15 protein-coding genes and 1 pseudogene are annotated in these 22,699 nt (G+C 39.6%); 8 read left to right on the top strand and 8 right to left on the bottom strand.

Annotated features, from left to right (window positions below; translation table 11 throughout):
• Positions 1–10 precede the first annotated feature (10 nt).
• From IG80_RS0107545 to IG80_RS0107525, 7 genes and pseudogenes are all read right to left on the bottom strand, one after another.
• Complete coding sequence (locus IG80_RS0107545; RefSeq protein ID WP_032113179.1) at positions 11–259, bottom strand: hypothetical protein; 249 nt, start codon at positions 257–259, stop codon at positions 11–13.
• Between the two features lie 35 nt (positions 260–294).
• The gene (locus IG80_RS15080) at positions 295–771 is read right to left on the bottom strand and encodes a reverse transcriptase/maturase family protein (protein ID WP_156962115.1); all 477 of its coding nucleotides are present in this window, start codon (positions 769–771) and stop codon (positions 295–297) included.
• 6 nt (positions 772–777) lie between these two features.
• Positions 778–1,113: a reverse transcriptase family protein gene (locus IG80_RS15075; protein ID WP_052046212.1), complete on the bottom strand. Its 336-nt coding sequence runs from the start codon at positions 1,111–1,113 to the stop codon at positions 778–780.
• Between the two features lie 510 nt (positions 1,114–1,623).
• Positions 1,624–1,797 (bottom strand): annotated as a pseudogene (locus IG80_RS14020) (transposase); the annotation flags it as partial.
• 288 nt (positions 1,798–2,085) lie between these two features.
• Positions 2,086–3,009, bottom strand: coding sequence for a sensor histidine kinase (locus tag IG80_RS0107535; RefSeq protein WP_232224350.1), 924 nt, complete (start codon positions 3,007–3,009; stop codon positions 2,086–2,088).
• Between the two features lie 520 nt (positions 3,010–3,529).
• Positions 3,530–4,996, bottom strand: a complete 1,467-nt coding sequence (locus tag IG80_RS0107530) for an NAD(P)/FAD-dependent oxidoreductase (RefSeq protein WP_032113177.1) — start codon at positions 4,994–4,996, stop codon at positions 3,530–3,532.
• Positions 4,997–5,252: 256 nt separating this feature from the next.
• Positions 5,253–6,137 (bottom strand): LysR family transcriptional regulator, encoded by an 885-nt coding sequence (locus IG80_RS0107525; RefSeq protein WP_032113176.1) that lies wholly within the window; start codon positions 6,135–6,137, stop codon positions 5,253–5,255.
• Between the two features lie 350 nt (positions 6,138–6,487).
• Between IG80_RS0107525 and IG80_RS0107520 the strand changes: the two genes are divergently transcribed.
• The 5 genes from IG80_RS0107520 to IG80_RS0107505 all read left to right on the top strand — a co-directional run bounded on the left by IG80_RS0107520 (position 6,488) and on the right by IG80_RS0107505 (position 10,380).
• On the top strand, positions 6,488–7,189 hold the full coding sequence (locus tag IG80_RS0107520; protein ID WP_156962094.1) for a hypothetical protein: 702 nt from the start codon (positions 6,488–6,490) through the stop codon (positions 7,187–7,189).
• A 17-nt stretch (positions 7,190–7,206) separates the two neighbouring features.
• Entirely contained in the window at positions 7,207–7,710 is a 504-nt protein-coding gene (locus tag IG80_RS13285; protein ID WP_052046211.1) for a helix-turn-helix domain-containing protein, read from the top strand.
• A gap of 577 nt (positions 7,711–8,287) precedes the next feature.
• Entirely contained in the window at positions 8,288–8,701 is a 414-nt protein-coding gene (locus tag IG80_RS0107510; RefSeq protein ID WP_032113174.1) for a hypothetical protein, read from the top strand.
• The gene (locus IG80_RS15720; RefSeq protein ID WP_198027267.1) at positions 8,701–8,871 is read left to right on the top strand and encodes a hypothetical protein; all 171 of its coding nucleotides are present in this window, start codon (positions 8,701–8,703) and stop codon (positions 8,869–8,871) included. Before IG80_RS0107510 ends, IG80_RS15720 begins: the two co-directional genes overlap by 1 nt.
• Positions 8,872–8,883: 12 nt before the next feature.
• The gene (locus IG80_RS0107505; RefSeq protein WP_032113173.1) at positions 8,884–10,380 is read left to right on the top strand and encodes a hypothetical protein; all 1,497 of its coding nucleotides are present in this window, start codon (positions 8,884–8,886) and stop codon (positions 10,378–10,380) included.
• A gap of 257 nt (positions 10,381–10,637) precedes the next feature.
• Here IG80_RS0107505 and IG80_RS15715 read toward each other — a convergent pair whose 3' ends face one another.
• The gene (locus tag IG80_RS15715; RefSeq protein WP_198027265.1) at positions 10,638–10,796 is read right to left on the bottom strand and encodes a hypothetical protein; all 159 of its coding nucleotides are present in this window, start codon (positions 10,794–10,796) and stop codon (positions 10,638–10,640) included.
• A gap of 340 nt (positions 10,797–11,136) precedes the next feature.
• Between IG80_RS15715 and IG80_RS0107500 the strand changes: the two genes are divergently transcribed.
• The 3 genes from IG80_RS0107500 to IG80_RS0107490 all read left to right on the top strand — a co-directional run bounded on the left by IG80_RS0107500 (position 11,137) and on the right by IG80_RS0107490 (position 22,587).
• Positions 11,137–11,466: a hypothetical protein gene (locus tag IG80_RS0107500; RefSeq protein ID WP_156962093.1), complete on the top strand. Its 330-nt coding sequence runs from the start codon at positions 11,137–11,139 to the stop codon at positions 11,464–11,466.
• A 70-nt stretch (positions 11,467–11,536) separates the two neighbouring features.
• Complete coding sequence (locus IG80_RS0107495) at positions 11,537–15,109, top strand: SEL1-like repeat protein (RefSeq protein ID WP_032113171.1); 3,573 nt, start codon at positions 11,537–11,539, stop codon at positions 15,107–15,109.
• 50 nt (positions 15,110–15,159) lie between these two features.
• Positions 15,160–22,587, top strand: coding sequence for a hypothetical protein (locus tag IG80_RS0107490; RefSeq protein WP_032113170.1), 7,428 nt, complete (start codon positions 15,160–15,162; stop codon positions 22,585–22,587).
• The last annotated feature ends 112 nt before the right edge of the window (positions 22,588–22,699 follow it).

Raw genomic sequence — 22,699 nt, 5'->3', positions numbered from 1 at the left:
CGGAGACCACTTAGCCAGTAAACAGGTTTCCGCTAAGCTTATCCCGAGTTAACGACTCCCCCTCGGTTTTGATCTCATCGATACGCTTTCGACACTTCAGCAGTGGTTTAATCGCTTCATCTCCTTGATTCTTACCTGATATCTTGCAAGATACCTTTTCTCTAACGCTCACCACCCTGGCTTTTGACCAGCGCAGCTTAGAGTGGTTTGAAGCCTCTTCCTGCAAAGCGGCTTCGGAGGGCCTACCTCCATCTCTCATACAGTTGCACACAAATTCAAATCATACTTCTGGCTTCATACAATCCTTCTTTGTGCTCGTGGCACACAATCATCACAGTACCTAAAAAGGCCAATCTTGTTCCGACAATGCTTTTTAACCACTTCTTCGAACCATTCATCTATCACATAGTGAGCAAGTATATTGGCAAGTACTGGGCTTACACAGCTACCTTGAGGTACTCCTTCATCGGATAGTATTAGTTCACTTTCTGACAATACACCTGCTTTAAACATTCGGACAATGTAGCGTATAAAACGCTCATCTTTAATTTTAAGTCTTAGAATATTTTCCAATATGGAATGGTCAATTGTGTCGAAAAACTTGGCTAAATCTACATCAATAACAGTGTCTACCTGTTCTTTATATAGATAATTATGTAGTGCTCGTATAGCATCGTGACACCCTATTCCTTGCCTAAATCCAAAAGAACATGACAGAAATATTAGCTCATATATGCTTTCCAAGATACGCTGAAACTGTTTTTGAACCAGCTTGTCTTAAAAGTTACTTATCCCCAATGGACGGTATTTACCTGGCTCTCCAGTCTTGGGTATCTCTACGCGCCTTACTGGAGATGGCCTATAGCCCATACGTTTCATTCGGGTAGTTAAATCTTCAAGATTAGCTGTAAGATATTCACCATATTGTTCTTTTGTAACTCCATCTATTCCTACTGCTTTCTTTACATCCAGTAAGTAATAGCATTCCTGCAAGGATGCGATATTGACGTGATGCATTATATTGCTAAACGTCTTTGTCGAGTCACTTGCAGACAACCAAGCTATCCTCTTAAGTTTTGTTGCCGTATCTATCTGGAATTCTGTTGTTCCCATTTACGTTTCCCTTTCGATGTCAAGTTTACCTGGAAGCCTTCCCTCCCGTGGCATTACCCACGCTCAGCGATACTATGCTTCCTCTGACTCCCTAATTATCATCTTGTGTTCCTTGCCATTCAGACTTGTCGCTCAATACGCGTCCTTTGCGAATAATTAGGGTCTCCCACGTTCACTTTATGGCTTTAACAACATGCCGTGCTCTACGACCCCGAGAGTGTTGAAAACGCATTGCCCGTAGTACGCGCTTCAATATTGCCTTCTGATATCTGAAAATCATCGGCCACTCTAATTTGACCTTAACGGAGCTCAATCACTTCAGCTTATGCTTACGGCCTGCTGTTTCCCTACCTACGCTTAACATCAGATGTTACCATATGAGGCTCAAGGCTCAGTACATAGTAAGATGGGGCTTCTTTTCTATCACGGTACTTCCAACCGTTAGTCACAAAGCGCTTCGTGGCGCACTCAGATTAGGTCTTAACTTTTACACTTAATAGGATCCAGATATTGGTTTTTCATGGACTTCTTTCCTTTTGTCATAAGCTCTAATCCTTTAGCCTTAAGCTTTTCAGCCAGGGGGCCGCTAATGTATCCCTTATCTCCAAAAAGCCATCCGTTTAAGCCATGTGTTAACTTTTCTACGACTTTACGGTCATCGACATTTCCTGTTGTCAGTTTGAAACGGCGCCGTCAAGTTAACTATTGTGAAGATGCAAAAGATGTTCTCAAGTGGACTCATTTGCGTCTAATGAGTCCAATTAAACATATCTTTACTATCTACAAAAATTAACTTGACGGCGCCGTTTTTAACCAAAAACAAACAACTCGAGACTCCTTTAAAATTTGCTTGCTAAACGGGGGGCATTACAATGAGACATTTAAAATAAAAGAAATATCGGCTTTTTCAACAGCCCCGAGAGGTTAGCTTACCCCTTTTTAACTTTAAAATAAGGAATGACCTAGTGTCAGCTATTTAAGGACTGGGAAAGTTAAGGTAAATTGAGTAAATTCACCTTCAACAGAGTCGCAAGTAATATCGCCACCTAGGTGTTGCATCACCATTTTACAAAAGGCAAGTCCCACTCCTGTTCCATGGTCAGTACGGCTATAAAACTGATTGAAAATATGAGGTAAACTCTCTTTGGAGATGCCTTTTCCGGTGTCTTTAAAGTGTAGTTTATTTACCTGTTGCCCTTTCTCCGTCCATATTGAAATCTTTCCTTTTTTAGCGGCCTTGACATAGTAAAGAGAATTTTTAAGCAAGTTAAAAAACACATGCTTTAGAAGGTCTTGGTTTGCTTTGATCTCAAAATCTTCACCTCTTTCTACGGAGATCAAGTTCCTTTCTTGATTTGTCAATGAATAGGCATTGAGCGCAATCTCCACACAATCCAGCATGGAACATTTCACAAGAACAGCTTCTGGTGGGTTTTCTCGTAAATTCATGAGGAGCATATCAATGACATTAGAAGCGCTTCCAGCAATTGTTTCTAGTTTTGTCGGCATGCCTTCAAGAGATTGTAGCTTGTTTTTACTAATGTAGGGAATGTTTTGATCTTTTTCTTGTGCAGTTTGCTGAGTGTTAATAAGAGTTGGTAGATGCAATTTCAATCCATTTACTATGTGCTTCACGGCCGATAAGGGAGTTCGCATTTCATGTGCTATAGCTGCTGCCTGCATTTTGAGAGATTTTTGCTTTATATTTTGGATGTTTTCTTTCCTTTGAGCAAAAATGGCGGCTATAATTGCTGCCCATAGGTAATTAACAAAAGCACCACCCAGAACTTCCATGTTCAAGTAAGTTGGCCCTGCTACCAAGTAATGAGCAAAAGCTCCTAGTGAAACACCTATTAATAAGAAAAGAATAAATGTTATCCAATTTGTTATTAACACTAGCCAGACCAATCCAATACTAATATTGGTGAGCCATGAAATAGAGTTGATATTCTCCAAGAACATATAGGTACCAAAAAACGGAAGACAATATATGACAGTTAAATGCCAGAATAGAGGAATAAATTTTTCTAGCTTATTAGGCCACCTTTCTACAAAAGTAATGCAAAGACAGAGGATAAAAGCAATACTTCTAAGAAAGAGTGACTCGTAGTTTCCTTTATTTAAATATTGAGGGAGCAGATAAAAAAGAGGAAAGTTAATAACACTAAATAAGCCAAATATTTTGATAATATTCAAAGATACTTCTGACTCAAGTAGGAGAGAACGTTTAAAAAAATCAAAAATAGATCTCATATTAAATTGACCCTGCTTTAGCATGATTAGCTACGCTTAATATTAAACAGCTTATTATAATAAGACATATAGCTTATCAGTAAATATTTAACTAAAAAATTTATCGGTATCATATTTGGCTATACAAGATAGGGTAATATTTTATCGTTTAGTTTTTCTTCCTTTATAAAATGGATAAGTTTTTTCGTAGATGATTTCCTTTAAAATAATCTTTGAAATAATCTAAGCTCTCTTCAAAATCATCAGAAAATTCAAACATCATCATCATATCAGGACTTAATCCGAAATTTGTTTCCAACCTGTCATAAACATAATTAACCCTATTATGAATAAGATCCCTTAATACTTCATCCCAGCCAGCTTTAGGAAGCTTCATAGACCGTTCATAGGCACCACACATATAATGGCGAATAGCTTCTTCTATGCTTTCCTCTTTTGTAAAAGTTTTGATTAGTGAACGTTCTGGTTTGAAGATATTGTTTAACTCATGAGGTAAACCAAGTATTTTTCTAGCCATGGAGTCCCCCAAAAAGGGTGACTGGTGGAATCCGTCTCTATAAGTCCCTGTTAACAGCCAAAGACCGTTTATAGATGTCTCACCTATTAAAGGAAAAGTATCAATGGTTGCAGGGCGATTTCCTGTATAGTAAGTTTTTATATCAGATTTATGTAAGTTTTGGTTTATCTGTTCTAAAGCACATTCTAAAAGAAAATGGGTAAAGCCAGCCTTATGATGAGTTTTAGGATTCATATAAACATTATTTGTAGCTCCAATATATAAATTCCCCTCTCCCTGAGGCATTGCATGTAAACCACAGGCACCAGAGCGATTTGGAGTACGGATAACATGTTGAACAATGTTATTGTTATCTTGATTGACAACTAGAGAGCATCCCATGCCACTTAATAATCGAGGGATATTTCTTGATATTTGAGGAAGAGTATCAATTAACTTTTGACTGTAGCTGCCCATAGCTAAAACAAATGTTTTTGAGCTAATGGATTCTCCACTTTCGATGTTAATAGAAGTGACAGAATTACCTCTTACATTAAAAGACTTGGCCTTTTTATTTATAAAAGAAATTTTATAATGGTTAGTTGCTATGTCTTGTAAGGCTCTCATAAATTTCCCTGAGTCTATACATCCTTCATTAGGTAGATATAAAGATCTTAATGGACGACAATCTTCCAAAGGATGTAATCCAGGTATTTCTGCAGGATTAACTTCTTCATAGGGTTCATTGTGTTCATTGAGAGCTTTAAGAATGGAGTAAAAATTTTCAGAATCTAATATGCCAGACTTTGAGTTAAGGATTAGGAATGTTCCCTTTTGATAGGTGATCTGGTCAGGAACTGGAAGAAAATCATTTATTTTCTTTATCCAAGAATCCCACCGTTTAGAAGCTTGGATTGAGAGGTTAAATTTTTCTTGACCAGCATATGATTTTAAAGAAGTAGAGGTGATTTCAGCAAAAGCATTTAACATTGCTCCTGCTGCTACACTGGCTCCCCCCTCTTTGTTTTCTGGGCCAACAACCCCTATTTTTAATGATGGATCTAAAAATGCTAGGGAAAGAGCCGTAGAAAGCCCTAAAATCCCATTTCCAATAATAGTAATATCGTAGGTCATTTTGTTTTCTTTTTATTTTTTAATATCAGTGAATATTTTTAGTTTTATTAAAATAGGCATCTTAAATTATGATGGTCCCATCAATTAATGTTATAGCTATTGCATTTAACATGGATGGTCAATAAGTATAATTTTAGATCGTTTCTCTATAATTTTGTGCGTGAATGGTAAGAAAGGTTTGTACAATGCTAAGGCTTTTGAATTCGCGTTCTAGAGCTGGGAAATGGTAAAACAGTTATGAAATTACGCTTTAACTCTACCTTTTTTGAGGACCTTCTGGGCGGGTGTGTAAATAATCATAAAGTTCATTAACGACACGGCTTTCTGATAAAGCTTTGGGGTATGTATAATAGATATCGATGGAATGAGTCAGCGTTTCCGGCAAGATAGGAATCAAAGAGGATTGGCTTAGATTGGCGACGGTGTTAGGAAGGGGGCCAATGCCAAGTCCGGCTTCAATGGCATGCGCGATCCCAAGGGGACAATCAATAACTATAGGTTGTTTTGTTTTAGAGATTGAATTTAAGGGCCAATTAACAGGAGCATAAGGAAAGAGATAATCTCTGGAAAAGGAGATGAGATGATGGGATTCAAGGTCGCTAGCTTGCTTTATCGATCCTTTTTCCTGAAGATAGGATTTGCTGGCATAAAGGCCAATGTCATAGGTCATCAAATACTTTGCTATAATATTCTCATCTGGTTTTGAAAGTGGCCTGATATCAATATCAATCTTTCCTTCATTAAGGTCGGGCGCCTCTGTCAAAGTTTTAATTTCTAGAGAGATGTTAGGATGAGCTTTAATAAAGGGTGCTATTTCCTCCACAAACCATGAACTACTGATAAAAGGGGGAAGTGATAAGGTAAACTGGCCTTCCATCTTATTGGAAATTTTTCCCATTTCTATGAGGCAATGTTCATATTCCGCAAAAAACCTTTTAACGGTTTTAAGAAATATCTCCCCTTTTGGTGTCAAGGTAAGATGTTTGCCTTTTTTTGTGAAAAGCTGGTGCCCTACTTCTTCCTCAAGAGCTTTGATAAGTCGATTAACCCATGAAGCGGTAACATTTAGTTTGTTAGCAGCATTTACCGTAGACCCTAAGGTTACTGTATAGTAGAAAGCTAAAAGTTGATCCTGATCCATGAATCATTCATTTTTATTGTAAGCTGGAATAAATGTATCCTTTACCTTCAAGGTTTACAAGGATATCCAAAATAAATCATTGAGATAGTCCTTTACGAAACCTCTTTCATTTTTTCTTTCTTATAAAGTTTAAAAGTAGGTTTTTTCTATAAATAACTCAATATGTTCTTATAAGGAAAATTATACATATTTTTTCACTTAGTGTTTAGAGGTGAGATTTTATTAGAAAGGCTAAGTTATGGTAGTAAATATAAGTTGCCAGACGAAACATAAATAACTATTATGCCCTTACAATATGTACCATTTAAGAACATATTGTAAAGGCTTAAAAAGATATGTTAGGAGCCGGAATGAATAACTTTACAAATAATTTTTTTATGAATGATCCAAATTTGTTTTGTGCTTTAGAAGAGAGCGTCTCTTCTTGGGAAGAGCTAACATTTTCTTACCATCTTGGACATAATTATTCATTTCATGAAAACATACTAACTCTTTCACAAAAAGAAACCGGTTTTTCTGTCTGCTTGTCTTTGGAAAATGACAATGAGAGCCTAACTCTTAAAACATTTAGTTTGGAGACAGGCGAGCTTTTAGGAATGCGAAGTTTGTCTTTGTATGATGCTGCAATGGTTGAAATTGTATTACAAGGGTTAGAGCTTCTTTTCTTTATTGCTGATTACTTTGATGAGGAAGCAATAAGGCTCATTTTGGAAAAGAAAGATGCTGAAAACTTATCACCTTTTGATTCTTTTTTTACTTCTCCCTTATATCAGGATGGCCGGGTTCTCTTGATGCTCCCTGCATCTCCTGAAGATTATGATCGGTTTGTTGAAAAAACAGAAAATCTAAAAACCATAATCCGTAAAGAGTTATGGAAAAGGCAAAAAGATGATCTTTTACTTAAACATTATCTTCAAAACGAAACAAAAAATGACCTTTTTCCCCTAAAAGCTAAAAGCCAGGAAAAAAAGCTAGTTAGTTCTAACAGAGAAAACGTAATTCCTTTTCCGATTAGGGAAAGAAAAGCAACTATAAAGAAGGCTATTCAATAAGAAAGACAGATATAAAAATGCCAACGAAAACTTCCTCCATAGAAAGCCTGATAGGCAAAAAACTCAAAGAACGTCGCAAGCAATTAGGATTACCACAGCATCATGTGGCAAAAGCTCTTGGGGTAACAAGCCAGCAAATTCATAAATACGAAAATGGTTTAGATCGCATTCCGGCAAGCCGTCTTCTTGATCTAGGTCAATGCCTTTCTGTTCCTATCACTTTTTTTTATGATGGATTAGAGAAATATGAGGAGTCTGGAAAAGAGATTCTTGTAAAGTGTGTCAATCCCAAAGGCAAATTCATTCTCAAGATGATAGGAGAAAATTATTTGAATGGTGTTACCCATGGCCAGGAAATCATTGTAGCTCCTGATTCTAAGCAAGCCAAAAAATGGTTTATAAAAGCAGCTGAGCAAGACGATAATTTTAGAGCATGTTGGTTATTGTATAAACTATGCGAAAAGAAATTAATTCCCTGCGAAGGTCCTTCAGAAAATCCTTCGAAGCGCATCAGAAGATGAGTTAAATGCCCTCGCTGAAACAGTAAAAGATTACCCTCTTGCTCTTGGGCAGTCTGCTTTGTTCTTACACCATCATAAAGCCATCCCCATAAAATCCTACATTAACCTCTATTTTTTTTCTGGATCGTTTTTACGGGGCAGGGTCAATAGCAAAATATCAATCCCTGTTAGTTCGAGGCCATCAGTAATATATAAATTACCCGAACAGAGCTCTAAACATCAGGGCTTTTGCAGGTGCGCCAGGAGAAGCCCTGGTCACAAGGGTGGTATCAAACTATCCAGGGGGCGTCGTCAAGTTGATGAGCTTGTGGGATTGACAATAAATATCCAAAACTTTAATGTAAGAGAAATTTTTCCTATTTTTATTGGTTTAATTTCCACTCGATTGGGATTGAAATAATAAAAAGAGCGTACTTATAGATTTATCCCTATGAAAGTGTCGTTGAACATGGTGTTGATTATCTAAATTTCTATATCGACTATTTAACATTAACACCTGTTCATAGAATGATATTCATATTATTTTTCGCATTAAATTAACTAAATCATTAAATTAACTAATTCAAGGAACCTAGCAATGAAAAAATTCTTAGTTTTATTTGGTCTCTTGTTATTTTCAAATTGCCTTTCTTATGCTTCAGATTTTGAAGAAGAAAGCCTTTGTTATACTGAAAAAAAATATTGCAAACATTGTGATCATTATCATTATAAACACTACCATCCTGATGATCTCAGTCAGTTTGATAAACTTAAAAGAGTCCTTAAATTAGACTACAGTTCTTCAAGTATTGCGGATTCTAGTGTTCAAAATGATCAAGTCATACATTTAAAAGAAATTCTGCATAGAATAGATATGCAACTCAAAAGTATCAACAAACATACTTCTAAGTTTCAGGTGAAAATAGATTTGTCTGAAAATTATTTAAGAGATGGAGGTCTCAAAGAGCTCAGGAACTTTATAAAAAAAATAGCCTATTACAAAAAAACTTAGTGAAACTAGATATTAGCAATAATGAAATCACAGAAAAATCTTTTGAATATTTAGAAAACATTTTGCAAAATTGCATAAACACAATAATAGATATTTCAGCTAACCCTATTAACATAAAAAGTTATAGGAAAAAATTCAAAGATAGTCCTATAAAGTTTGCTGCTTATTAGGAAGTTTGTCTTATGAAAAAAATAATTGCTTATGCGCTAAAGACTATAATAATTTTATTAGTTATTTGCCAACCTACATTTTGTTCTACTAATGATGAGTCAGATGAATTAGTAGAAGAAGGATGGAGACTCCATAGCACTTTTAAAATCCAAGCCAAATTGGGAGAAAAAACTTTTGATTTTGACTTGTCAGAGGAGCATTTTGCTATGGCGCATATTCTACGCCCTTATCCTTCAACTGATAAGGTAGGAACTAAAGGTGAGGCAAGTGATAGGTACCTTTGTTTATTTAGCTTTAACCCTGTCTATCTTCAAGATAATCAGCTAACCTTGGGCGATTCTGTTGTTTTAACACAAGAAATTTTTGATCATAAGGCCCAGTATCCTCAATTAAAAGGAAAGGAAAGAGTATCATACAATGAAATAGGATTTTTAAGTGGACATTGTGATGTTGACAAAACCAGAAAAAATGAATCGAACAAAATAAGCTCTGAATATATATGTTTAATATCCGAGCAGCAACGAGAAAGCGTTACAGCTACCCCTTTCGCCCTAAAGCTTGCGCAAAGGGTTCATATTAATCCAGATCGTTTGAGGCAGGCTATCAATTTCAGATATCCAGAGACTACAGAAACTCCACCGTGCTTTGCTGGTGGAAATTATCAAAAGCTTGTAGAAGCAAATGCTGTAACTAGAATAAACTTAGAATCATTAGTGTTAGCAAGAAAGAAGATTCTAAATAATATAAAATCTTCCCTTGAAAGAGGCAACAGATATGAGGCAGGCAGGTTTATTGAGCGTCTTAACCCCAAAACTAGTGATAGAAATGATGACGAGAAGATCTTTACTGAGTTTTCTAGCAACCCAAAAATGAATAGTTATATGTGTGCTGAGCAAGCAGCCTTAGATTTTCTTGAACATCCAGAAGTTCAACAATATTTAATGAATAAAGTTAATACTAGTGACTCTGTTAAAGGAGTAATTATAAATGTTCATTGTTCTCATACCCCTTGTTGTTCTTGCGCAGCTGTATTTGCAGCAGAAATTCAAGAGGGCGGGACTCTAAAAAGTATTTTCAAAAATAGAAGTATATTTCTTATTTGCTCGACTCAGCAATGGTATAAGAGGCCAGAAAAAGTAGGTATGATTCAGTATAATAATACCAAGTTCCTTCATGGTGCTAAAACCTCTCATATAGATTTATCCCTATCTATAGAAGAAATAGAAGAAAATCTTATAAGAGACATTGAAAGTTCTCAAAACAAAGCTTTAGAATTTTGCATAGATGAAAATAAAAACACCCCTTATCCTATAGTACAATTAGCATATAATGAGAAAAGTAATAGCTTTGGCATAAAAACAAATAAACTGATGATAGAAAATTATGTTACCGTCTTTCTAGAAAAAATAATTAGATTAAAAAATGCAACCTATTTGAGAACCTTTTATAATTTGTCTAAGGTTAAGCCAAGTAATGTTTTTGATGGTACCATCAACTTAACTGAGTAAAGGTCAAACTATTTTACAAAGTTTAAAAGCTGGACAATCCAAGGGCGTCCATTTGTTGTCGGACCTTTCACATTCCCAGAACTACTTTATACGACTATTTAGATAGGGTTAAATCTCAAAAGAAAAATATATCACTCTTGAACGGTCAATTAGATCTTCAGATAACGGATAGAAAAAACGATCCTTTTTCTCTTGTAATCAAATTGGAGAATGACATGCAATACAAATGCTAATTTTCTACTAAACAACTATGTAACTTAGTTCTCAAGTTTACAAAGTGATGTTTTAACCTTTTCCAAAACCTCTTGATTATTAAAGATCCATTTTTCTGAGAAGGGAATTTCTACAAACGGTGTTAAGGTGATCTTCCAATTTTCTTCTTTTCTTACACGGTAACTACTAACACCTTTTGCCAATTCCCCTAAATTGGTTTTTCCTTTTTATTCTTATTGTAAATATGTTCCTTACATATTTTTACATATATTTTTAATTGTCTATGTTGAAAAATATTTCCTTAAAAAACGAATAAAATAGCGTGTGATATTCTTCTTGAAATAGTTAAAAAAATATTAAATATCTCCTTACTTCCCTTTCATCAATAAAGCATCTCTAGGGGAGCTTTACTCATCAAGCTGAGAATCAGGTACAAAACTGTGCAAGAAACGGTGAATATATATTTTGAGAGATAAAGGTATAAAAAACAGGCAAACCCTGGGTAGGGTTGGAAAATCCACAAAAGGATTTAGTCTAATACTGTTGCTACAGCCTCTGTCTGCCTATGGGATGGAAAATCCTGACAATTGGGGAGAAAAAGTAAATACCCTTTTTACTGTTGTGGCGTTAGGCTCTGCGCTGCCTCAACCTATAGTTAAACTTAATGAATATCCCTTAGATCATAGGGGAGAGCAATTAGGTGTTGCATTACCTCCTAACGCTAACTTAATTCACTTAGATTTGTCCCGCACAGGTTCAAGAGGAGACCAGCTTCATCTGTTTTTACAAAATTTCCTAGATCTTCCAACCCTTTCAACTTTCCTTCTAGCAGAACATAGAAATATGGATGCAAGTGTAGCTCCTTTGTTTTGATTTTTATTAAATAATTAAGAAGTTAGGGTATCTGGACCTAAAAAATACTTAAAAATAAGGAAACCTAATTATGAATACTTCAAGAACTGTCAAATCCATACTTTGTTATTTATTGATAAGTACCTCAACCTATGCCATGGAGGAAGGATCTTCCCCTTCTTATGTGATGGAGACGCAAAGAAGTGCTTCTCTCAAAGGAAACCTCATACCTGCCCATCCTGAAGAAGAGTTGGCCAAGATTATTGCCAATGCTGCCAGTAGGGAGGAAGACTTTAATCAAGCAAGAGAATGGGAAAAAGAAGGAACATTAGAGGGATATCAAAAAGCAGCACAGGCCTATCAAAAAGCTGGGATGAGCGGTTATACTGAAGCTTTTATCCATTTAGGATACTTATATGAGCAAGGGAAGCTGTATAAGGCACGAACTATCGAAGAGAAACGCCTTCTTGATGCAATTGCAGGGTACTATATTGAGCGAGGAGGAGCTACCTTTCTTGAGGGGCAGCAAGCCCGCTTTCATTTTGCTGATGACTTGGGTGAAGAGGAAGAAAATGAGGAAGAGGGGCGAAGTTCTACTCCGTCCTTAGCTGATATTGAAACCGATGAAACCCTCCCTCGTGCTGAAAGATTTTTTAAGATCGGCCAATGGTATGAACAACAACGTAAATCAGAAGAAACCGCTGCTGAAAAACGCCTCAGATACGCTTATGCAGCCCGGTACTATGAGGAAGCGGCTCTATACTATCTTTATCCTCAAGCTTTTACAACTTTAGGTCATATGTACTATTTTGGTAGAGGCATTGACATTTCAGATATGCCTTTATCTGCGCGTCTACAGGCAGAACAGTATTACAGAGGTCACGATTATCAGGAACGCTTTGATCCTGAATCTCAGTTTATGATGGGCTTTTTGTTAGAACAAGATCAAACCCCTGAAGCTGACCATGAAGCTGGCTTTTATTACCAGCAAGCAGCTAGCGCAGGACACACTGCTGCTGCGTTTCGCTTAGGCGTGAGAGCTGAGCATGGGCAGGAAGATTTGTCAGATATAGCCAGATTTTATCAACAAGCAGTAACATATTATAATCAGGTTTTAGAAGGTAAAAAGCCCTCTTCTCAGATAGCTCAGCTGGTTGGCATACTTGAGAATCTAGAGAATAAAATCAAGGTGGTTAAAAAACTGCAACAAAATCCTGAAAATTTAGAAGTGCCTGTCTATGGACTTTTAGAGACGGTATTTTGTGACCATCTTCGCCAAACCTTGCCAGATGTTTTGATACCCTATTGGGTAGATTTATCGCTGGCACGATATGCCCATGATCACGGGCTTGCCTATAAAACTAATCCTGGTGAAACAACCCAAAGAGTTAAGGATATTGCGACACTATTAAGTGGCTCACGAGCAGCTCAGCTTATTCCTGGCTTAACCTCCCACGAACAAAAGATGCTCAATGTCCAATCGTCCAAGAACACTTTTCATAATCCTGCTGCTCAGCAAATGCGTATGATGCAAATCAGGCAATATTTAAGCCAGGAAGATGAAAACTGGCGAGAAAACCCCCAAGGTCAAACCCAAAGCCATGTTCATAACTGGCTTCAAAAGGTACAAGCCTTGGCCGATGGAATTAATAATCTGTACAGCCCTTTTGAAGGAGAGGCCTTCTTAACAACCCTTTTGGCCCGCATTCAAACTCTCCCCGCCACAGATCATACCCTCAATCCTTCTGTCAAGCTTTGGCCCCAAGAGTATGAAGAAGCTTTAACCAACGCTTTGACAACAATGAAGCAAGAGAGTCAAAGTATCTTTAAAGCTTTAAAGCTGCATGAGCGATCCTTGTCTGAACAGCTTATGGTCTATAAAAGCTTACAAAAGATCAAGCAACATATCGGCGCCCCTTTCTCTGATGAGATTTTGAAAGATATCCTTTTAGCTCGCTCCCTTCTAAAAAAAGATTCCAGGGACCAAGATCAAGTAGAAACCATTGTTAAGCATTTTTACTCTGCACGAGCTTTAAAAGAATATGCCCTTTCCCACGACTTATCTCTTGAAGAGGCACAAAGAGAACTAGATAAAAAAGCACAGACAATACTTAAGGTCTTGAGTCCTCAGCTTCATGATTTTTCTCTGTTAGGGTACGATGTGATTACCAGGCTTGCTCTTGCATCTTCCTCTGAGAGCTGGATAGAAGCCTCTCATAATTATCGTGAGCAGTTGCGTATTTCACTTAACCAAGACGGCTTTGATCAGGCATGGTTAACAGCAGGGCGCCTTGCTCCCTCTTACCTTTCAGGACAAAATAATCCTCAAAGTATATCACTCACTAACTTATATGAGCAAGCCAAAGCTTACATTGATCAACAGCAAGCCATAGTTCCTTCAGATCAACCCTCTCTGAATCTTTTAAGTCTAACCTATGAAGATCCCTACATAGGACTTTATGGCACTATTGTCTCAGACGCCCTTAAAAATCTCCAAGATGAGGCCCTTGCTACACAAGAGGATTCCCTAGGCGTATCAGGACAAGAGTTATATGAGTTCATACTCGATCGAGACATTTTAAATATTCGCCAAATTATTAGTCAAACTCCTGGGATAAAGGCTTCTTATGTGAGAGCCATTGATAATATCATCCGTGTTCTTGAAGATTCCAGCCGCAGCCTTTTTCAGAAAATTGATCGTAAACAAAACTTCTTATTTACCCTTGTTAAAAGTGCTGATTGGCACAATTCAAGCCCTGAAGATATAGCAACAGCTGTTTTTGGAATTGTGAAGGGTACTAAGGGACGATGTCCAGATGGGCAAGCTAACTTCTTTCAGACATGGATTCTTGAGTATATTTTAAATAATTTAACCCTAGGAGATCATCCAACAAATCTAAAACTAGGGGTTAGACTTAGCGTATTACTACAAAACTATAAAAACAGCTTTATAGAGAAACATACATCCCCTTTTACATTAGGAGGCAACCCTCGTCTAAATGCCAATGAAGATCGCACAGCGATGAATACTCTACTTACTCAAATGTTACGGTTACCTTTAAATCTTACAGGATCTTACAACACAGTGCTTTATCCCCAATTTGCTGTTCGCACATTAGAAAATAAAGAAAGAGCTATACAGATTCTCAATATGATGAAGCGCTATGTAGAAGGTGGAGAAATCAGCTATCAGGATCATCGCGTCACTCAGACTGGTGGAAGACGTACCCACCATGATATTGATGAAGATGGAACCCCTGAGTTTTATCGATTCAGTCGCTCTTTTGCGCCATTAACTTTAAAGAATTTAGGAAAGGTTATTCGTGAATCTTTTGTTTTACCTAAAGATAGAGAAGCAATCCCTGACCCCTTACCTGGTTTACTTTCTGAACCTCGCCTAAGCTTTGTCTTATCCGAAAAGCTTATTGAAAGCTTCTTGCAACATGATCCAGTGTTGGCAAGCTTTTACACTACCTTTATTAACTCCGGCTACAGCCAAGGCAATATCTTTTTTGATGGCAACGCTGCTTTTGAAAAGGGATATCACCTAAAACATATCCTCAAGGATGCAGCCATCTTAAGAATATTAGAGGTAACAGGATACGCTAAGGTGCCTCAGGGTTTTTATGAAAACCTCCCTGAAGATTGGCACTTTAGTGATTAACGAGACGACCTTAACTGATTAACAGAAAAATAAGAATAAAAGGGGAAGAAATGAGGACAAGGGCAGTTATCTACCAAGCATGGAGAAAAGGCATTGCGTTGACCACCGCCCTTTCTCTAGTACTTTCCCAAACGTCTGCGTGTTATGCCATGGACAGAGCCGAGGAGGAATCAGAGGGGAGCGTTTCTTATATAAGGGCAATGCCTCCTGCTGTCTTGGACACGACGGCTCAACGGCTTGAGGAGGAGTTATTCTCCTCCATGCGTGATCTGACACATCAGTTTATGGCTTTAACAAGGGCACAGCCTTTATCCACTGCGTCCTCAGACCATGTCATTGTTCAAGGCAGATTTCTTACTCCCCATGTATTAACCCAAGAGCAAGCTCGGCTTATCCTGGGCATTAATGAGTATGGCTTGCCTGTACCAAAGTCTGACCTATCCTCCTTTGATGCCCAGTTTCAGATTCAGATGGCAACCCTTCAAGAGCCTTTACCTATCAGCACTTGTTTAAGCCATTATCTTTTCCATAAGCTTCTTACAGGTCAAGAAGGTGTCATCCCAAGTACCATTTTAACGTTACAAAACGTTCAGATCCTTACGCCCTCCCAAGGGCCCAGCATGTCTTCTTCTGCCACAAGGTCTACTTATCTGGGTATGCAAGAGCTTACCTATGCCCTTAAACCCCATCCTTTTGTCTTCATGCTCCAACCCAAGGGCCATGAAACATTGAAGAAACTCTTATTTTCCAATTCCTTGGAGGCTCAAAACTTTTCTCCTGTCTGGACAGGAGCTATGCTCCTCTCCAGCTTCCTGATCCATCCATCGGAAGTTTTGGCTGAGGATATTGTCGTCCTCCAAAACGAGGAAGGAACACCTCTTCTTTACTATCCGCCCAACCCTCTAACGCCTTCACCGATTTCTTTTTCCAAAGCTTCCTCACGCCATTTCTTGGATGTCAGAAATGCTTTGTACCAATTGCCAGAATTTATGGATCAACCGATTGACCCTCTTTTAAGAGCTCATCTATCAAGCCTTGATCCAAGTGTATTTGTCTTGAGGTGGCTTAACCTTTTGCAACAGGAAGAAAAACACCATAGGCGACTATTGAAGGATACGGGTCTCAGCCAGGATCACCAGTTGGATCTAGGGTTACCTTTAACTCTTCCTCCAGGCTTGAGTGATAGTTTTTTAAAAACCATCTCGTCTTTACAACAAGCCCTTAAAACAGCTTCTTCCTATCAAAACCTATTTGAAACCTATGCGCCGCTAGTAGCCCATACCTATGGCCGACTCAAAGAACTGTTTCCCAACACTCCTTGGCAAGGCTTAGACCTTGTTAAAACTCAACAAGATGCCCTTACGGGGCGCATTCTACCTGCCCAAAGCCTTGAAGAAGTATTGGACTTAACCGCCAGTCTTGCAAATGGAAATCATGTGTTTGAAGCTTTGGAAGAAGAGCGCTTTCCTTTTGCTGGCAGCATCCTTATTCAGTCCCTGCCTGAGGCCATTCACAAGGTCATTGAGAAACTTCAATTCAACACAATCGAACGCAAAGATCAGCTGGCTCTCCTTTCCCTGTTAGGAACCTCCTTTAAGGACCAAACCTTAAACCACGCCCAAAAACTTAAAGGTAACTTTATAGAACCAGGTCTCTTGGATTCTTTTCTGTACGATGCTCTAGATCAAGCTTCCATAGAGCTTCTGGTGGCCTTAGGAGCCAATGTCAACACCAAAAATACCCAAGTACATAGCCCCCTTTATGCTCGCATTCACAATCTCAAGGAAGATGAGCAAGAAAAGGCTTGGCCCCTGTTGGAAACCTTGGTTCAAGGAGGGGTGGACCTTCTGGCACAACCAGAGGTAGGCATCTTTGAGGTGATGTTGGAAAAGAACCTAGATGTTACCTTGACTCGCTTGCTTGAACAAGCCACAAAGCAATGGAAACCTTACAAACCTTTGGATATTAACCCCCAGATTCTTTTATCTCGGTACCGCTCATGGGTAAGAGCGGGGAAACAAAATGAAAACCTAAAGCAAGCTTTCACGCTCTTAAGTCAAATGAGCCCCATCAATGCCTGGCACCTGGCTTTAGAGGATGTTCTGCCTCTTCCACAGTCTCCTGAGCTTACTTATGACACCCTATTAAGCCTGGCCCAACAGCATCTAGACGATGAAGATGACAGAGATGATATTCAAAGAATGATTGAAAGAAAAAGACCTCTGGAAACTATCAAGGTCAAGCTGGAAAAACTCTTAGGCAGAAGCTTAAGTGACCTGCAACCTACAGGCAAAAAGCTACAAGGTATATTTATGGGTGAGCGCAGCTTAAGGCCTGAAATAGAGGCTCAGTTATTTGACGAACAGGGGCAAGTAAGACGCAGTAACACCCATGGGCGCCGTGATGTAGCACGCGTAGAGTATCAAGGCAGAGTCCTGTACTTTAAGCATTTACCGGAATTACCAGGGTTTGAATATGCCATGTATCGCTTGCATGAGAAGCTCATTGGCCACGGCATTGCCCCTAGTGAGTTGGTTAAAGTTGGTAATCAGACTTTCCTAGTTAGCCTCGGCATTGAAGGCCAAAACCTTCATGATGTGATTAATAATACCCCTGAACTCTTAAGTAAGATTGAACCTCGTTCCTTATCAGGCATGATGTTGATGACCATGCTCACCAATCCTGAAGATGCTAAGGCCGATAACTTTATCTTGGCTCCCCTACCCTTTCAGAAAGATCAGTATCAGTTGGTCAGTATTGATAATGACCACTCATTCATGCCCACTTTAGCACGAACCACTGAGGATCCACGTAAAGCGGTCCTGCAGGTCAAGTCTATCCTTTATTGCTTGGATCAGATGCAGCAGTCTGTATCCCAGGACATCCAAGCGCTATTCCATAGCCTAGATCCCTATAAGGTGCTCAAAGGGTGGCTTGAAGAGCTTAACCAGCTGGATAACTATGAAAAATTATTTTCTAATGAGGAAGCAAGGTCTTTAAGTACACAAGGATGTGTGGTCTCTATTCCCTTTAAGGCCCAGATGGTTGCCCAGGCCTATGATAAGATGGTGCGCCTTCAAGATATGTTTGTCCCCAAATCAACGACCAGATCGACTAAATCCCTGAGCCACCAACAAGTTCTCTTACAGCTGGAGCCATTGTTGGGAAAGCGCTACGGTGTCGGATTTTCAAAACCTCAAAGTGTGGCGGAGCGGTTTAAATTGATCAATGGACGGTTCTATAAACAAGGGGATACAGGGGCCTATATATCAACAACCACCTCATCTGTGTTGTTATGCTCCTTAGGATTACCCGCGGAGGCCAACCTTATTAATACTGTAAGACGCACGGGAGAGCTGAGTATTACTGGAGCCCTGGAAGAACTGGAAGCCATTCGCCTTGAAAGAGACCGAGAGCTCCTAGGAGGTGACCGGGCTGTTGAGCACCTAAAATTGCTCAAAAGTGAAAATGCGCGGAGTCTGTATTTATCCCGCCTTGATTTTAAGGAATTGGGCCTTGCGCAGCAACAAGCCTTGCTAAGGGTGCTTAAAGACAGTGATCCCCGGCGGCTTACTTTTAAGAATTGTATAGCGCTGACCCTTCAGATATTGCTTGAAGATATCGGCGTGGGTAACCTGACCCAATTGGTGATTGACAATAATCCTACCCTGGATGATGGGTTTATTAAAAAACTACAAGAACACAACCAGGCCTTAAGGCGCCTTGTTTTGCACAATTTACCGCAGCTTATCACTATTCAAGCGATATTTCCGGAGTTAGAGTATTTATGTGTGGAGGGCTGCCCTAATTTAAAGGCATTAAGTATTACCAGTCCCAAGTTACGCAAGCTCATAGCTCCTCACAACCCTACGTTGGAGAAACTTGCCGTTGTCCAGCCCGAACCCACTCTACGCTTGTTGGATTTGAGCCATAATGCATCATTAAAAGATGAGATGCTGGAAAGTCTTTTAGCTACTCAGGCAAAGCTAAAGTCCCTCAATGTCAAAAACTCTCTTGGTATATCTTTCGCTGAGATCAGAAGTGCTGATCCTACTTATCCCGTAGAGCTTCTGAGAGCATTAACGCCAGAAGATTCTAAAGTCTTACTATCCCCTATTGCTCGCCTTCTAGCTCAAGATCCAAAATTCTGTACGCTGAGCTTACAGCCAATCGGGCTTAATGCTGCCAAGGCTTTGACTGAAGTCTTAAGGCACAACACTACTCTCCAAAAGCTCATAGTTAAAAATATCATTAACGATGAGGAATCAATAGAATGGGATAAACTGGACCCTTTTACTCTTATATCTCTTGTTAATCCTGAAAATAAAAGAGCGAGAGCGAGAGCTGCAAGAGCTGAATGGGTAAGCCAACTCGCTGAAATTTTAAGGGAGAACAACGCCCTTAAAGAGTTACATTTAGAGGGCAACCGCATAGGACCTAAGGGCGCCCAGGCTTTGGGTGAAGCCTTAAAGCATAATACGACTCTTCAAAAACTATCCTTACCGAACTCCCATTTATATATAACAGACCACTCCATAAAGACTATAAAAACTTTATCCAGTGGGCAGTTTCTACGCAGGGATCTTCTTTCTGAAATGTGGGATTCCTGTCTCGGAGCACATGGAGCATCTTATTTGAGTGATGCCCTTGAGCATAACACCACCCTCAAAGTACTAGACTTATCTTTCAATCTTATAGACAGGGGGGCAATGGAGTTAGCTCGGGCTTTAAAACGCAACAGTACCCTCCAAGTACTAAATTTATCTTACAACTTTATAGTACCACCCGACTCTTGGTTGTTTGGAGCATTAAAAGAGAATAAAGCCCTCCAATCGTTAGTCTTGAAGGAGAACCTTATAAACCTTGGAGAGGATCCAGGCTTTTTTGAATCTATTAAATATGCCCTAAGCCACAACACCACTCTCACAAAGCTGGACTTGAGTGATAACTACGTCGACTATAAACAGCTCTCCTTAATAAACAAGCTTCTTAAATCCCGACGCTCTGCTGTTGCCTCAAACGCCTCTCCTAATCCTCAGGAAAAAGGACCATGCCGCCCTATCTATTTACAAGGCACATGGGAAAGTGTGAACTTTTCTCTTCTCCCTGCCTCCATAACTTCTCCCGACCTTCTGGATCTGTTGGCGTTGGACCGCGGATATGGGGTCCAGCAGTTGCTTAAGGCAAAGCATGTATCTGAATATCGAGAAGCTTTGGCACCTGATATTCAAAAGGCTTTTTTGAAGAACTTATTCCCTCCCGCTTTTATGCATGACTCTTATGCCCAGGCTCTCTCTCAAGAATTCTTGTCAGGTCACAAACAACCTGACTTTGACCAACGCCTTCAAGCCTATGTTGAAGACCCTAGCACCTATACTACTTATGTGCGTTTTGTCTTAGGCAAAGACACTCCTTGGCAACATCATTTCCAGGAAGCAAGTCTGAGACTAATGGCCCAGCTCCATGGCTTCTCTTACATAGTCTGGCAAAAGGATCCATCTTCATCAAACCTTAAGGTCCTTGAACAAGTCCTCACCCAACCTCCTCTAAAGCATGTTTTGTATAGCCCTTCCCCCGCAGGAGACCTGTTTGGGCAATATGAACTGTTACAAGAGCACAAGGTACAAGGTTCTTTAACTTTCCCCACAACACCTGCTTTTGAAGATGAGACCCAAGATATCCCTTGCCCTTGGTTAACACCGGTGGTTGAAGACGCATCGGTTCCTGCGACTTTCCTATTTCAAAGCTCAGACTTACAAGGTCTAAGTCCTGATCTGAGGCGCTTACTAGAGCCCTTAAGAGTATCCACGCCCGAGCTCACATGCCTTGGGTTAACCTCCAATGATACACATCATCTGGCACAGCTGTTACAAACCAACAGCACCTTGAGACGCTTGGTACTGCCCGCCTGTGATATGGGAGATGAGGAAGCCCAAGCCTGGGCCCGTGTGCTTGAACAAAACAAGGCCTTAACCTTCTTGTCCTTCGCCCAAAACCACATCCAAGCCCAAGGCATAGATGCTTTAAGACACGCTCTGCAACAAAACTCCACCCTAACCCAGCTACGCCTTACAGGCAACCCAGGTCTTAATGCCCAGACGGGCAAAGCCATCCAAGATCTGTTAAGCCTCAATCAAGCACGCCAATACAGAGCCTATATAGGCAAAGAACAACCCAAGGACATCTCCATCTCCCACATGGGGGCGCCAGGAGTTCGTTTACTGCTGAAAAACCTCAAAGACATGCCCTTCTTAACAACTCTCAGCCTGCAGTTTACCCCCTTGTATGAACCAAAAACTCTACACAGGCTGAAAGAATTCTTATCTGTGGCGCCTCACCTTAAGCAACTCATTCTCTTAGATACTCATTTAACCGATGAATCCCTACATGAGATAAGGGACTCTCTTGCCTATCATCCACAGCTCACATTACTTGATCTACGGGGCAACCGCCTGCAAGAAGCAGGTATTCAAGCTTTATGTGATCTCATAAGACAGACATCCAGTTTACGTCATCTGGATGTGCGGTGGAATTTTATGGAGGAGGCGAAGATGTCCACGTTGGTAGAGGCGTGGAGGTCCACCAATGCTTTACAGACATTGATGATGGACGTAAGAGAGAAATCCCCTCTTTACCAACAGATCGGCCAACTAAGGCAAGAACACCAAGCTGCACAGGGATTGCCGCTTACGGATCGTGGAAGAATTCAACGTATCCAAACAGGTTTTCAGGTGACCTTACGTGGGGTAACCCAACGCATGAAAGTACAAGAGGTTAAAGGAGATGGTAACTGTGGCTACTCTGCCCTGAAAACTACCCGAGAAGAGGTAGCACAAAAACTATTAGAGCAGGTGGCAGATCCTAACATCCGCCACATCTTAGGCGTCGAAATAGAGGACAACTTTGATCTGCTTCCTCCTCCCCTCAAAACAACTACCTATCGGGACTTACAAAAACGCCAGCAAGCCCTAGACGTACAAAAGCAAGAGAAGATTAAGAAACTTAATGATGCTTTAAGGAGACCTGAGGGAGATCGTTGGAGCCAAGACAAATTGTTAAAGGAATACTTTACATCGCAAGAATCTTTAAAGGAAAACGTCATTGCCCTCATGCAGTCACTGATTGAGCTGACATTACAAGAAGAAAAGTTGATGCAAGAAAAGCAAGAATTTTGCTGCCATGAAGACACATTAAGACTTTACATACAGCATTACATCAGACCGTCAGCTGAGGAGTATGCCAATCAGTACTATCCTGAATTGAATTGGCTCACCTTCTCACCACAATTTGATCATGGTTATTACCGTTTGGGTACTGTAGGTGCCTTAGCCCGTGTTTTAGGTTGTAATGTTGCTGTTTGGAATAGCGAGAATCTATCTCTCGCCCACGAGTATTACTGGAACCCTAACGCTTCAACAATACATCTGCTGTTTAATGGTCGTAACCATTTTGATCGCTTAACTATCAATACGGATTAAAAAATGACACAGCTTGGCAACTTGTCACATTGGTGAATAAAATGATGCACCGTTTGAGTAAACAAGATAATAAACAATCATAATGATATTTTAAAGCTATAGACTTAACACA

It is taken from the genome of Candidatus Paracaedibacter symbiosus (assembly GCF_000757605.1).
Lineage (GTDB): Bacteria > Pseudomonadota > Alphaproteobacteria > Paracaedibacterales > Paracaedibacteraceae > Paracaedibacter_A > Paracaedibacter_A symbiosus.
This window is presented reverse-complemented; position numbering and strand designations above follow the sequence as displayed.